The sequence below is a fragment of the Alteromonas sp. G4i35 genome, from assembly GCF_054960375.1.
The window spans coordinates 108952-122391 of record NZ_JBHNZD010000004.1 but is presented as its reverse complement, the minus strand read 5'-3'; the positions used below and the strand labels follow the sequence as shown (position 1 = coordinate 122391).

The following is a 13440-nucleotide window of genomic DNA, read 5'->3' as shown; positions in this document are numbered from 1 at the left end:
AATGGGGTCAGAGTACATTTCTACTCTCCCCCGTCAGTCTAAGTGGCGTCTATTTGATTTTCGGGCTTAGCCCGCTCAAAAGCATCTAACTCGTTACAATTCTTCGCTATCTTACTAATTAAAGGGTAGCGACTCATATCGACGTTAAAACGTTGCGCATTATACACTTGGGGTACTAAGCAAATATCAGCCAGCGTAACATCGAAATCAAAGCAGAACTTTCCAGCTTGGGTCTGAAGACGCTTTTCAATGCCGTCGAACCCCAGCGTTATCCAGTGGGATGCCCACTTCGCCACATCATCTTGTGACGCCTCAAAATTCCCTTTTAGCGCATTCAGTACACGTAGATTACCCAAAGGCTGAATATCACACGCGATATCTTGTGCTAGCGCTCTGACTCTGGCTCTCTCTGTTCGATGTTCAGGAACCAGCTGGTGTTCGCCTTCATACCGTTCATCAAGATATTCGATGATTGATAGCGATTGATTCAAAATAATATCTTCGTCTTCGTCAACCAAAGTAGGGACAAGGTGCGCGGGATTGAGACGCGTATATTCGCTACTATGCTGCTCGCCACCGTTGTTTACAAGATGTACAGGTACATACTCGTACTCAACCCCTTTCAAATTCAGCGCAATCCGCACGCGGTAAGAGGCGGTCGAACGCCAATAGCCGTAAAGTTTTATACTCATGGTACTACCACACCTATTAAACGTTTTTGGTAGGAGTGCAGGGCTTTGATGAATCTAAACGCTCTACACCCTCTTATAATTATAGTGGGGAAAACAACAACGTGCCTACTGAGTAAACCGCGTTATTAGCCCACACTACTTTTCATTTTAAAGTTTTAGCTAAGCGGTTTAACTTGCTGTTCAATGGCGCCAAAAACAGAGTGACCTTCTTTATCTAGCATTTCTATGCGTATACGATCGCCAAACTGCATGAAAGGAGTAGAAGGTTTGCCGTCTCGAATAGTCTCAATCATGCGCACTTCTGCAATACATGAATAACCCACACCGCCTTCAGCGATGGCAGAGCCATGATCTGTACCCTGTTTATTAGACACTGTACCCGAGCCGATGATAGCACCTGCACCTAGGTTTCTGCTCTTGGCGGCATGCGCGACTAGCTGACCAAAATCAAACGTCATGTCCTGACCCGCTTCAGGCTTACCGAATAGTTCACCATTGTAGGTTGAACGCAAAGGCAAGTGCACTTTGCTATCTTTCCACGCATCACCTAATTCATCTGGTGTTACAGCAACCGGAGAAAAGCTAGACGCAGGTTTTGATTGGAAGAAGCCAAACCCCTTCGCCAGTTCGCCTGGGATTAACCCTCTAAGTGACACGTCGTTAACTAACATAATAAGTCGAATGCGCTCTGAAGCTTGTTCAGGCGTACACGCCATAGGAACGTCATCGGTAACAACAGCGACTTCACCTTCAAAATCGATTCCCCAATCATCACTTGGAAGTATGATGTCATCCTCGGGTCCAATAAAGTCATCGGAACCACCTTGATACATCAATGGGTCAGTCCAAAAGCTTTCCGGCATTTCTGCATTACGCGCCTTTCGCACCAATTCCACATGGTTCACGTAAGCACTTCCATCAGCCCATTGGTAAGCTCTAGGAAGAGGCGACTCACAGCGAGATGCGTCAAACGGCACGCTGTCACACGCATTGTCATTTAGCGCTTGGTATTTCATCTGTAGCTGAGGGGCAATCTCTTTCCAATTATCCAGTGCGTCTTGCATCGTTTTCGCAATGTCCTGTGCACTACATGCTCGAGAAAGGTCCTTCGACACTACCATTAGGCAGCCATCTCGGGTTTCATTCTTATAGGTTGCTAGTTTCATTGTTCTTTCCTCGAAAAATTATTCATCAGCTTGGCGCTCTTGTCTTTTATTAATACGTTCTGAATAAAAGACCTATATCTTTTTACGCGGCAGCATCACACACAATTCCATGATTATAGTTATGCCACTAGTTGGTGTGCGTTGAGAAGTGATCTGTTGACGAAGTTTTATTTGGCTGTAAGAAAGGATGTACGCTAGTAAGCCTCTGTTGAGCAGGTATAGCGCTGCCCGCTTGCTCCGTGGGCGATGTAAATTTATCGTAACAGATGAATTGATATTGCTCTGAGGCACAAAAACGCATTATCAATATAAAAATTGGCGTAGACCATTTGCCACTTTTACTTTGCTAAACGAAGCCAAATATACTTGGTCACATTGACCTTCACCCTATGGCAAAGGTCAATGCTCCCATATAATTAAAGCTTTACCGTTGCCTTGTTAATGCCGTACTCACGTAACTTATTTGCAATTGCCGTATGACTTAACCCCAGTTTTTTAGCCAATTGACGGGTACTTGGGTAGGAAGGATATAACCGCTTGAGCAAGTCCTTTTCAAACTTCTTCACTTCTTCGTCTAATGTGCCGTCAAAGTTTTCGTCAATATAAGTGACGCTTGGCGCACAACTTGGAAGCTGAATGTCTTCCTTGGTAATCTCCTTACCGTCAAGGAGTGATAACGCGCGATACAACGCATTCTGTAGCTGTCTCACATTACCCGGCCACGGGTACTGCTGCAGAAAATCAACACAGGATTTACTGAGTTTCGCAGGACGGCGACCTAACTTGGTACTGTGTTGAACGATGAAAGACTCGGCAAGAGGAACGATATCCTGCCTTCTGTCTTTTAAAGAAGGCATAACCAAACTTAGTACGTTTAAGCGGTAGTACAATTCTTTTCTAAATCGTCCTTCTTCTACAAGCTGACCTAAATCACGACAGGTGGTGCAAATAAATCGCACGTCTACCTTAACTGGCTCAGAATCCCCTACTCTTCTAAATTCGCCGTCTTCCAGAACGCGGAGCAGTTTAGCTTGAAGCTGAGAAGACATATCAGCAATTTCATCGAGAAGAAGCGTACCGCCTTTTGCTTGCTCTAATAGCCCCACTTTTGCATTAGGCTGATTGAATGCCCCCGCTGCGTAACCGAATAATTCGGTTTCTGCCACGCTGTCAGGTAAAGACGCGCAGTTTAAAGCTAAAAATGCTCCTTCACTGCGACGGCTAGACTGGTGACAGGCTCTGGCAATCATTTCCTTGCCTGTGCCTGTTTCACCAAAAATTAAAATAGGTGCATCCAAATCAGCTATTCGCTTGGCTTCATGAACGACTCGCTTCATAAACGGAGATTGAGTGACAAAGCGGTCAAAGCTATCAGTGGGAGACTGGTGGAACGCGGTAAATTGCTGTCCTAGTCGCATCTCTGATTTTAATATCACCACAGCACCTGCCATGATCATATTCTGCTCGCCGTCAGGTACAGTAATAGGCAGCATATCGGCTAGGTAATCCTGTTGAATAAACTTCACTTTCGAAGACTGAGGGCCAGGCGATTTACCGTCCATCCATTTAGTAAAGTTAAAGCCTTTCACAACTTCGCCAATTTCAATGCCTTCTATTTCACTACTCGGAATTTCTAGCCCCGCGCATACCGCTTCATTGCATAGCAAGATATTGCCTTTGGCATCGATAGAAAACACAGGGTCGGGCAACGTTCTTAAAATAGCGGAAAGCTGATTTTTTTCACGCTCTCCTGGCATGAAAAGCGTCGTCTTCACATCGTCGATACCATCGATGCGGCGAATTTGAGGCATGAGGTGTTGAAAATCTGCAAATTCGATATTGGGAAAATTAAGGAAAATTTTCCCCGCAGGGTCAATTTCAATACCGCGTAAATCTATTTCTTTAGTAACGAGAATATCTAAAACATCTTGAGTGATACCAAGACGGTCCTGACAGCTTATTTCTAGACGCATAGGGTGTTATAGCTATTTTGTAAACATATATGTACAGAATATCATACTTTTACAAAAAGATAACAAGATAAATGTTACAGATGGTTAAATTTGCGATGAATCACACATTTAAGAACGCGTAGAGAGCATAATTAAAAGGCCGCGCACACCAAATAAAAAAGATGCCGCTTCAGTGAGCGGCATCCTATATAAAACACATTTAATTAACAATAGTGTTAGCTGGCTTTTTTCTCTTTAGGTGGGAAAAGTGGGGAAAATAACCCTAAAGACTTCGCTTCTTCTACGAGTGCCATAATATCCATTTCCGCTAATTCAAACAGATGGTCGAATTCCGGTAAGATATAATAAAGAGGCTGCATAATATCGATGCGATAAGGTGTTCTTAATGCATCAATAGCAGTGAGCGGGTTACGCAGAGGTGTGTCGCTGTCTAACGCGTATATTGTCTCGCCAGGAGAAGATAAGATGCCTCCACCGTATATCTTCAATTCATCTTTGGCTCTAACCAATCCAAACTCTACGGTGAACCAATAAAGACGAGCGAGATAAACTCGGTCTTCTTTGCTGGCAGCAAGACCCAACTTTCCGTAAGTGTGAGTAAAATGAGCAAATGCAGGATTCGTTAGTAGCGGACAATGACCGAAAACTTCATGGAAAATATCCGGCTCCTGCAAATAATCGAATTCTTCTCTGGTGCGAATAAAGGTGGCAACAGGAAATTGCTTATTCGCCAGTAATCTGAAAAATTCGCCAAAATTAATTAACGCAGGCACTTCAGCTGTTTGCCAACCCGTTTTCTCCATCAGTACTTTGTTGATGTCGGGTAGCTGAGGAATTTCCTTTTCATTTAACTTCAACAAATCAAGCCCGTCCAAGTATTCTTGGCACGCTCTTTCTTTCACCAGCGGAATTTGTCTCGCATAGAGTTCAGACCAAATTTGGTTCTCTTCGTCTGACCAATGGATAATGCCATTCTCGTCAGATTGTCTCGACTGGTATTGCGTTGATTTTGGCATAACTTCTGTAACCAATAAGAGTTAAAAAACTTGTCTATCAGTCTAATGAAATTCGCGACGTCGAAAAGTGTAAGCTCTTACGAGCGACTCGATTTTGCTGTAACAGGAATTTTACAAAACCAAGTAAACACATTGTTTTATATAACAAAAAGCCGCTCATTACGAGCGGCTTAATTCAAGTTTGCTTGGTGCGCCATCGCTAATTAAAGACGGCTAATTTCTTTATTGAGTTGATATTCGCGAGACGTTACATAAGTTTCCATTTTACGAAGTCGAACTTCTGCTTTTTCAAAACGATTACGAATATCGTGAAACGCTTGTTTTGGTGGCTCGCCCGCCTGCCAAACTTTCGTTTTCACTTCCACTTTTGGGCTTTTTACCTGACCACCGTTGGGATTTGTCCATCCCTTACCTTTTGAGAAAACAGGTTGCGTTGGTGCATTTTTTAACCCAACAGGTTTTTTATCGAGAATGAACCAAGCTGCAATGTATGCAACAAATATGAAAGGTCCGGCTAACAAGAAGAAACCTGTTACAACTAAAATCCTTACTAACCAAGTTTCTAAGCCGAAATATTCAGCTACACCCGAGCACACGCCTGCAATTCTTGCATTTTCTGGGTTGCGATAGAGCTGCTTACCGTTTCTCATGCTCTATTCCTCCACTCAGGTGCCTCGCTGTCTAAAATGGCCTCTAGAGTTTCAATGCGTTCGCTCATTTTCTCGGCTTTCTCGGCTAAGTCTTGCAAAGATGCGTGCTCTTCTGCACTCAATCCCTGATTCACTTGCTTCTTGCTTCGATAGTGTAATATTAGCCAAATTGGAGCAACGAATATTGAAAACACCACAAGGGGCATCACCAACATTGCAATCGTACCTTCATCCATCTCAATCTCTCCTACAAACTCTGATGTAATTACCCTCCTTCCGATTTCACATCCGGAGGGTACACCCTATTCTTATTATTCTGATTTTTCGGTGCTTGTGTTTGCACCTTTTACTTTCGCTTTAAGCGCAGCAAGTTCGTCTTCAACTTTGTCACTGGCCTCTAGTTCAGCAAACTCATCCTGTAACGTTTTCTTACCTAGATCGTAAGCTTCAACCTGCGACTCAAGGTCATCGATTTTACGCTCATATTGCTCAAAGCGTCCCATCGCATTATCTACTTTAGTGCTATCCAGCGTCTTTTTCACTTCAAGACGAGAGCTTGCAGTTTTCTGGCGCATAATAATCGCTTTTTGGCGACTCTTCGCATCCGCTAGCTTTTCTTGAAGCTGACCAATTTCATCCTGAAGTTTGCTGATTTGCTCATCAACAATAGCCAGCTCTTTACTTAACGCTTCAGCAGCTTCTGCAGACTTCTTCTTTTCCTGCAGCGCAGCACGCGCCAAGTCTTCTCTGTCTTTGCTCAAAGCAAGCTCAGCTTTGGCTTCCCAGTCACTTGCATCGCTTTCATACTTTGCAATTTGATTAACAATTTCTTTTTTGTTGGCTAAGGTCTTTGCTGATGCTGAGCGCACCTCAACCAATGTGTCTTCCATTTCCTGAATGATTAATCTAACCATTTTCTCAGGATCTTCCGCTTTATCTAAAAGCGCATTAATATTCGAATTCACAATATCTGTAAAACGCGAGAAGATACCCATAATAATTACCTCTTGCTAAAAATGGTAAGTGTTTAAAAAACACCACACTTGATAAATAGGTTACTCTTGGTATTAGTTGTATTCAATATGCTTGCCAACTTTATAACTGTACTAACCTGCTATTTTTCATACACTTTTTATAAGTTCAAATAATACTCGTTTCTCAACATGTTTTGTTCTACACTATTAATTGGTCGAAATGACTAACTTTTGAGGGATTTAATGAGTAGGTATCGACAGCAAGACAATTTACTTGGCCAAGCGAATAGTTTTCTAGAAGTTTTAGAGCAAATTTCACAAATTGCACCGCTAGATAAACCCGTGCTGGTAATTGGTGAGCGAGGCACAGGTAAAGAGCTTATTGCCGCGCGACTTCACTTCTTATCTAAGCGCTGGGATCAAAACTATATTAAGCTTAATTGTGCTGCCTTAAGTGAAAGCCTATTGGAGAGTGAATTATTCGGTTATGAAGCAGGTGCGTTCACCGGTGCCTCAAAACGCCGCGAAGGTCGCTTTGAAGTGGCCCACAACGGCACCTTATTTCTTGATGAACTAGCTAATACTTCTGGCCTTATTCAGGAGAAGCTACTGCGCGTTGTCGAATATGGCGAATTTGAGCGCGTTGGCGGAAGCAAGTCAGTAAAAACTGACGTACGCCTTATTGCAGCTACAAACGAAGACTTGCCCGCGCTTGCCGATGCAGGTGAATTTCGTGCAGACTTACTCGACCGACTTGCCTTTGACGTAATTACCATTCCTCCGCTACGCGAGCGTAGGGAAGATATCATGATGTTGGCAGAAAACTTTGCTATTAATATGGCCCGTGAAATGGAAATGGAATTATTCAGCGGCTTTACAGAGAAGGCAAAGCGGACCCTTCTTGACTACGATTGGCCAGGCAATATACGTGAACTAAAGAACGTGGTCGAACGTGCAGTGTATCGAACAAATAATCCTCATCTGCCCGTACATGAAATCGTTCTTGACCCCTTTGAGTCAGCTTATCGCCCGAAAGGTAGAGTGAAGACCAATGACAGAGTGAATACGTCCGACTCACCCGTTACTCAGTCCCCTTCAGAGGCCGCTGCCACCAATGAACGCATTGAAAGTGCAGACATTACGCCACTGGCACCAGTGAAAAAGCCAGAAATTGTTGAATATCCCATAGATTTGAAAGAACGTTCTCAACAACATGAGATAGATATGATAAAACAGGCACTTGCTGACAGTCAGTTTAATCAGAAGAAGACTGCTGAAAAATTGAGCCTGACGTATCATCAGCTGCGAGGCTATCTCAAGAAATATAACTTACTAGATTCTTCCGCGGAAAGCGTCGAGGCGTAAAACATGTCCCATGGTTTGGTAAAGCGTTTGTCATTATGTATATGTACAGCGCTTCTTGTTGCATCCTGTGCTAAGCAGAACAAACAAGCGTTTTACAATACGGGTATTATATACTGCTCAGAAAGCAATCCAGTTACCTTCAATCCGCAGCTAGATACATCAAGTACAACGTCAGATGCATCTTCACACCAGCTCTACGACAGATTGCTTGATTTCGACCCTGAGTCTGGCCGCATCGTGCCTAGTTTGGCGAGTAGCTGGTTAGTGAGTGATGACGGTCTTACCTACGCTTTTCAACTGAGAAAGGATGTATGGTTTCACAATACGCGCTACTTCACGCCAACACGAAACTTTAACGCCGACGATGTTATCTTCAGTATAGACAGATGGCGCCTACGCTCCCATCCATACCACTACGTATCTGGTGGGCGCTATCCCTACTTCGAAAGCATAGGCCTTGCACAAAATATCGCGTCGGTAGAGCGCGTAAACGGCTACCGCGTTGAAATTACGCTTAAGCGCAGGGATAGCTCATTTTTGGCAAATCTAGCAACCGATTTCGCCGTTATCTTATCAGAAGAATATGCTAACCAGCTGGCACAGACCGGCACGCCGGGCAAAATCGATGAGCTTCCAGTAGGTACTGGCCCCTTTAAATTCGATAGCTATCGCAAAGATCATTTCATTAAGTTCCTGCGCCACGACAACTATTGGCGTGACCAAATGGAAGATGCGCCTACGAGTGATGAAGTCCTAAGCGATAACAATACTGTAGAGAGTGCCAACCAAGAAGTTGAAAATGGCCAAGGTGGCGAAGATACTGTTCAAGATGGTACAGCACAAAACGGTGACGAAACGCGCCCTGTTGTAGAGCAGCTTATATTTGACATTACGCCAAGAAGCTCACTGAGACTGGCTAAATTAATGACAGGTGAATGTGACGCTACCGCTTTTCCTGCACAGACTGAACTTGAAGTGATTCGGGCAAAAGAAGATCTGACGCTAGCGGAAAAACCAGGACTAAACATTGGATTTTGGGCGTTTAACACTCAACGCCCTCCTTTTGATAACCCAGATGTAAGACGTGCGCTAGCGGCCGCAATCGATAAGAACACATTGCTAGAAGCGGTGTATTTTGACAGTGCTACTAGAGCTAAGACCCTGCTGCCTGCGGCAAGCTGGGCGTTTCAAAATGACGCAGACGATACCGCCTACAATCCAGTTCTAGCGCGCAAATTATTAGCTGACGCCGGAGTTAAGGCCGGCTTTTCTATGACGATATGGGCTATGCCTGTTGAACGCTCTTACAATCCTAACGCAACAAAGATGGCCGAGCTCATTCAGCGTTATTTGCGTGATGTAGGCGTAGAAGCAACCATTGTCAGTTACGATTGGACTACCTTCAGACGCCATCTTCAGGAAGGCCTGCACGACTCGGTATTAATTGGTTGGTCTGCCGACAACGGAGACCCAGATAACTTCTATCGTCCGCTATTGAGCTGTGGCGCTATACCCTCAGGTACAAATCGTGCCATGTGGTGCAGTGAAGACTATGATAAGTTACTCAACGACGCTCTTCAGACAGATGATATTGAAGAACGCACAGCCATATACCGGCAAGTTAACCGATTATTATACGAACGCCTTCCTCTTGTTCCCATCGCACATGCCTATCGCTATCAGGCATACAGGAATGAACTAGAAGGAATGACCATTAATCCCTTTGGCGGTGTACGCTTTGGTGGAGTAAAAAAAGCACTGTGATCCAGATCCTCGTAAGATACTGCACTTTATTTATATTAACGCTTTTGGTGTTAGCGATTATGTCGTTTTCACTCGCCTACCTTTTTCCAGGCGATACACTTGAAAACCTAACAGGACTCGTGCCGCAAAATGAAATTCAACGCGCGGCATTGGAGCGGCAATTTAAACTAGATCAGCCCTATATTTTCCAGTTTTTCTATTATGTAGGCAATTTGCTCACTGGTGACTGGGGATACAGCTTTACGTCAGGCCTGCCGTTAAGAGAAGAGGTAGGTATTGCGATGCCAGCCACAATAGAACTGGCAACCTATGCCATGTTGATGGCGTTATTCATTGGAATACCGCTTGGTTATTATGCGGGGATTCGCAGCTATTCAACGTCGGATCACCTAATAAATAGTGCAAGTATAACAACCTATTCTTTTCCTGTTTTTTGGTTTGCGCTCCTGCTTATATTGGTTTTCAGTTTGCAGCTAGACGCTGCACCGCTGTCGGGTCGTATCAGTTTGCTTTATAACATCGAACCCGTGTCAGGCTTTATTCTCATTGATATATTATTGTCTGACATAGAAAACAAGACCTTAGCCTTCAAGGATGCGTTATCGCACTTAGCATTACCTACGTTTGCCATTGGTGCTATCGCCACCGCTTCGATGATACGTATAACAAGACGTTCTGTTATAGACGTGAAACACCGCCCCTATATCGCTGCAGCAATATCTAGAGGCCTTTCAAGTTGGCAGATATTCTTTCGTCATATTCTGCGCAACGCGTTACTGCCCATTTTACCGCTAATGGCGATACAAATTACGACATTAATAACGAACGCGATGATTGTCGAAACCTTGTTTTCTTGGCCGGGGATCGGTAATTGGCTGATTCAAGCTATTTATCAGCGAGATTACCCTGCCCTTAGAATTGGTATGATGGCAGTATCCACGGTAGTAATTACACTCACGATTCTCGTTGATTTGTTTAACCGAATGATTGACCCAAGCAGAGAGAAATACGAACGTGCCACAGTTTAGTTTATACGACGAAGAATTCCATCCGTCGCCGTGGCAACGGACTTGGGCATCATTTAAAGCGAGCCACATCGCCATGCTTGGCCTGATTATGCTGGCGTTGTTTGTTGTTTGCGCGCTGTTCGCACCAATCATCACTCCCTATGATGCCGTGGAACAAAATATCGACGGACTGTTAATACCGCCTAGCTGGTTAGCTAATGGCTCTATATCGCACATTTTCGGTACTGATGCGTTGGGTAGAGACCTATTTACCCGCATAATTTATGGGTGTCGCATCACACTAGGCTCCGCATTCATTACTGTTGTGCTTGCCATGTTAGTCGGCGTTAGCCTTGGGACCTTTGCTGGCATGCTGCGAGGTGTTCGCTCAAGTATCGTCAACCACTTACTCGATGCACTTATGGCCATTCCCACGCTACTTATTGCGATTATTATCGTTGCAATATTGGGTACCGGTCTGGTTAACAGCATGTGGGCAATTACCCTTGCACTTATTCCACAGTTTGTGCACCACACAAGAAGTTTTGTGCGCGCCGAAATGAAAAAAGAATATATAGTGGCGTCTAAATTGGACGGTGCCAGTAGATGGCAACTTTTTGTTCATTCTATACTACCCAACATGACCGAAATGCTGGTTGTACAGGGCACGCTTGCACTTTCTATTGCCGTTATCGACATATCTGCACTTGGTTTTCTGAATTTAGGCGCACAGTCACCGCTTCCTGAACTTGGCGTTATTCTAGCTGATGGGCTAGATGTTGCTTATCTAGCACCGTGGAACGTTGCCGTCCCCGGCATGGCAATATTCTTCATGGTGCTATCTATCAACATTGTGGGTGACGGTTTGCGTTCAGCACTTAGAAAAAGAGTGAGTCATTAATATGCCAATGCTTGATATTAAAAACCTCACCTTGGAAATGCAGAGCAGCGATGGCGCAATTAAAGCGTTGGACAAGGTTAACCTGTCAGTTAGCAGCGGGGAGATTCGCGCACTGGTAGGAGAATCTGGCTCAGGCAAAAGCTTGATCGTGTCCGCCATTTGCGGAGCCCTTCCTAGCCAATGGAATTTAACGGCTGACCGCATGAGTTGGAATGGTGAAAACCTGCTGAGTATGTCTGTGCAGCAGCGTCGTGAGGTAATGCGCCGAGAAATAGCGGTCGTGTTCCAAAACCCACAGGCAAGTTTAGACCCATCGGCAACGCTTGGAGAGCAGTTGGAAGAGAGCATTCCCGATGAATTTGTTGAAGGGAGCTGGTTCTGGCAACGAGCACAACACCGCAAAAAGATCGCAATAAGCACCGTTCACAAAGTAGGAATAAAGTACCACAAGCATTATTTAAGCGCTTTTCCTCATCAAATACCGGCTGACATAGGTCAAAAATTCATGATTGCGATGGCCTTGGTTTCACAACCTAAATTGCTCATCGCCGATGATCCAACTCGGGGAATGGAACCTACAACAAAAACACAAATTCTGAAGCTCTTCACGCGTTTGAATCAGACCCGCTCGCTCTCGATCTTGTTTGTTAGTCACGACCTACTGGCAATTGCAAGTATGTCTCACTCTATGACGGTGTTGTATGCAGGGCAGACTGTAGAATCAGGTAGAATGAAGCACATTAAGAAGCGCCCTCTGCACCCTTACACAAAAGCATTACTAGACAGTGCGCCGAGCTTCAGAAAAGATTTACCACCGAAATCGCTGCTACCCACGCTTGGTGGCTCTATTCCCACACTACAGCATTTGCCTATTGGTTGCCGATTAGGTCCGCGCTGCCCTCGTGCACAGCGCGCCTGTGTACAAACGCCAGCCGTGCGTAAAATTCACGATCACAATTACAGCTGTCACTTCCCTCTACATATGGAGAAGCTGTAATGGATATCATGCAGGTTAAAGATCTCACGTTTATTCATAACGAAAGGAAACGTTGGCTAAAACGTCCTGAAGTTTTTCAACTTGGTCCAGTGAACTTAAGCGTAAAGCGCGGTGAAACCATTGCAATTATTGGTGAAAACCGCTCAGGTAAATCCTTGTTGGCTAAGCTCTTGGTAGGTGCACTGCCTGCTGATGCAGGTGAAATTGAAATTAACACGCACAAATATTTAGCCAAATACCAGTCTAAAGATAGCCAACAAAAACGTACCCATGACATTCGTATGATCTTGCAGCATAGCTCCGAGTCGATGAATCCATCGGTTCCTGTGGGAAAAATTTTGGATGAGCCATTGCGTTTGAATACAGGTCTAAGCGAAGCAGAACGCAAACCAATTATAGAAGATATGTTGGTGAAGGTAGGCCTCTTGCGCGAACACTATTACTTTTATCGACATATGCTTTCTGATGGACAGCAGCAGCGCGTAGCGCTAGCCAGAGCCATTGTGTTAAAGCCCAAAGTGTTGGTGGCTGACGAACCCTTTGCAGCGTTAGACCCTTCCATTCGTTCGCAAACGGTGAATCTTATATTGAAGCTTCAGCAAGAACTTGGCTTGGCGTTTATCTTTATTAGTCACAACTTGGGTATTGTACGACACATTGCAGACAGGATTATTGTGATGGAAGGCGGTGAAATTGTAGAAGAAGGCAAGACCGAAACTATCTTTAGGTGGCCCCAGCATACGCGCACTAAGAAACTCGTTACCGCCTACCAATCTCTGGTGCCACAAAACACAATTCGAGAATAAAGAGCTTATCGTTTGGGTGCTGTTTTCTTTGAGAAGCGCACTTACGTACCGAACTGGCACGCTCTACTCGTCACAAAAAGAAAACCCTAGAAAGCCTTTTTTTGAACAAACGCCATGCAATAAAAAAGG

General features: G+C 44.5%; 13 protein-coding genes. 6 read left to right on the top strand and 7 right to left on the bottom strand.

The window, feature by feature from the left end; genetic code table 11:
* Window positions 1-38: 38 nt before the first annotated feature.
* From maiA to pspA, 7 genes are all read right to left on the bottom strand, one after another.
* On the bottom strand, window positions 39-692 hold the full coding sequence (gene maiA / locus ACFI6L_RS03475; protein ID WP_014975930.1) for a maleylacetoacetate isomerase: 654 nt from the start codon (window positions 690-692) through the stop codon (window positions 39-41).
* 155 nt (window positions 693-847) lie between these two features.
* The gene (locus ACFI6L_RS03470; RefSeq protein ID WP_014948687.1) at window positions 848-1858 is read right to left on the bottom strand and encodes a fumarylacetoacetate hydrolase family protein; all 1011 of its coding nucleotides are present in this window, start codon (window positions 1856-1858) and stop codon (window positions 848-850) included.
* Between the two features lie 416 nt (window positions 1859-2274).
* Complete coding sequence (tyrR, locus tag ACFI6L_RS03465) at window positions 2275-3831, bottom strand: transcriptional regulator TyrR (protein WP_014948686.1); 1557 nt, start codon at window positions 3829-3831, stop codon at window positions 2275-2277.
* Between the two features lie 215 nt (window positions 3832-4046).
* On the bottom strand, window positions 4047-4847 hold the full coding sequence (phhA, locus tag ACFI6L_RS03460) for a phenylalanine 4-monooxygenase (protein ID WP_014948685.1): 801 nt from the start codon (window positions 4845-4847) through the stop codon (window positions 4047-4049).
* Window positions 4848-5050: 203 nt separating this feature from the next.
* A complete protein-coding gene (pspC, locus tag ACFI6L_RS03455; RefSeq protein WP_014948684.1) occupies window positions 5051-5497 on the bottom strand; it encodes an envelope stress response membrane protein PspC in 447 nt (148 codons plus the stop codon).
* A complete protein-coding gene (gene pspB, locus ACFI6L_RS03450) occupies window positions 5494-5733 on the bottom strand; it encodes an envelope stress response membrane protein PspB (protein WP_014948683.1) in 240 nt (79 codons plus the stop codon). Before pspB ends, pspC begins: the two co-directional genes overlap by 4 nt.
* A 75-nt stretch (window positions 5734-5808) precedes the next feature.
* Window positions 5809-6492, bottom strand: a complete 684-nt coding sequence (gene pspA / locus ACFI6L_RS03445; protein ID WP_014948682.1) for a phage shock protein PspA — start codon at window positions 6490-6492, stop codon at window positions 5809-5811.
* 222 nt (window positions 6493-6714) lie between these two features.
* Here pspA and pspF point away from each other — a divergent pair, with 222 nt between their 5' ends.
* Genes pspF through ACFI6L_RS03415 form a run of 6 tightly spaced genes read left to right on the top strand, consistent with a single transcriptional unit; the run spans window position 6715 to window position 13311 of the window.
* Complete coding sequence (gene pspF / locus ACFI6L_RS03440; protein ID WP_039226406.1) at window positions 6715-7836, top strand: phage shock protein operon transcriptional activator; 1122 nt, start codon at window positions 6715-6717, stop codon at window positions 7834-7836.
* 3 nt (window positions 7837-7839) lie between these two features.
* Window positions 7840-9600 (top strand): ABC transporter substrate-binding protein, encoded by a 1761-nt coding sequence (locus ACFI6L_RS03435; RefSeq protein WP_014975926.1) that lies wholly within the window; start codon window positions 7840-7842, stop codon window positions 9598-9600.
* A gap of 59 nt (window positions 9601-9659) precedes the next feature.
* Window positions 9660-10628, top strand: coding sequence for an ABC transporter permease (locus tag ACFI6L_RS03430; protein WP_014948679.1), 969 nt, complete (start codon window positions 9660-9662; stop codon window positions 10626-10628).
* On the top strand, window positions 10615-11508 hold the full coding sequence (locus ACFI6L_RS03425; RefSeq protein WP_014948678.1) for an ABC transporter permease subunit: 894 nt from the start codon (window positions 10615-10617) through the stop codon (window positions 11506-11508). Before ACFI6L_RS03430 ends, ACFI6L_RS03425 begins: the two co-directional genes overlap by 14 nt.
* 1 nt (window position 11509) lies before the next feature.
* The gene (locus ACFI6L_RS03420) at window positions 11510-12505 is read left to right on the top strand and encodes a peptide ABC transporter ATP-binding protein (protein ID WP_014948677.1); all 996 of its coding nucleotides are present in this window, start codon (window positions 11510-11512) and stop codon (window positions 12503-12505) included.
* A complete protein-coding gene (locus tag ACFI6L_RS03415; protein WP_014948676.1) occupies window positions 12505-13311 on the top strand; it encodes an ATP-binding cassette domain-containing protein in 807 nt (268 codons plus the stop codon). The genes ACFI6L_RS03420 and ACFI6L_RS03415 overlap by 1 nt, the downstream gene beginning before the upstream one ends.
* Window positions 13312-13440 lie beyond the last annotated feature (129 nt).

Coding starts and splice junctions, on each gene's coding strand:
- pspF (WP_039226406.1), top strand. CDS start 6,715: ATGAGTAGGTATCGACAGCAAGACAATTTACTTGGCCAAGCGAATAGT.
- pspC (WP_014948684.1), bottom strand. CDS start 5,497: ATGAGAAACGGTAAGCAGCTCTATCGCAACCCAGAAAATGCAAGAATT.
- ACFI6L_RS03470 (WP_014948687.1), bottom strand. CDS start 1,858: ATGAAACTAGCAACCTATAAGAATGAAACCCGAGATGGCTGCCTAATG.
- ACFI6L_RS03430 (WP_014948679.1), top strand. CDS start 9,660: ATGTCGTTTTCACTCGCCTACCTTTTTCCAGGCGATACACTTGAAAAC.
- ACFI6L_RS03415 (WP_014948676.1), top strand. CDS start 12,505: ATGGATATCATGCAGGTTAAAGATCTCACGTTTATTCATAACGAAAGG.
- tyrR (WP_014948686.1), bottom strand. CDS start 3,831: ATGCGTCTAGAAATAAGCTGTCAGGACCGTCTTGGTATCACTCAAGAT.
- maiA (WP_014975930.1), bottom strand. CDS start 692: ATGAGTATAAAACTTTACGGCTATTGGCGTTCGACCGCCTCTTACCGC.
- phhA (WP_014948685.1), bottom strand. CDS start 4,847: ATGCCAAAATCAACGCAATACCAGTCGAGACAATCTGACGAGAATGGC.
- pspB (WP_014948683.1), bottom strand. CDS start 5,733: ATGGATGAAGGTACGATTGCAATGTTGGTGATGCCCCTTGTGGTGTTT.
- ACFI6L_RS03435 (WP_014975926.1), top strand. CDS start 7,840: ATGTCCCATGGTTTGGTAAAGCGTTTGTCATTATGTATATGTACAGCG.
- pspA (WP_014948682.1), bottom strand. CDS start 6,492: ATGGGTATCTTCTCGCGTTTTACAGATATTGTGAATTCGAATATTAAT.
- ACFI6L_RS03420 (WP_014948677.1), top strand. CDS start 11,510: ATGCCAATGCTTGATATTAAAAACCTCACCTTGGAAATGCAGAGCAGC.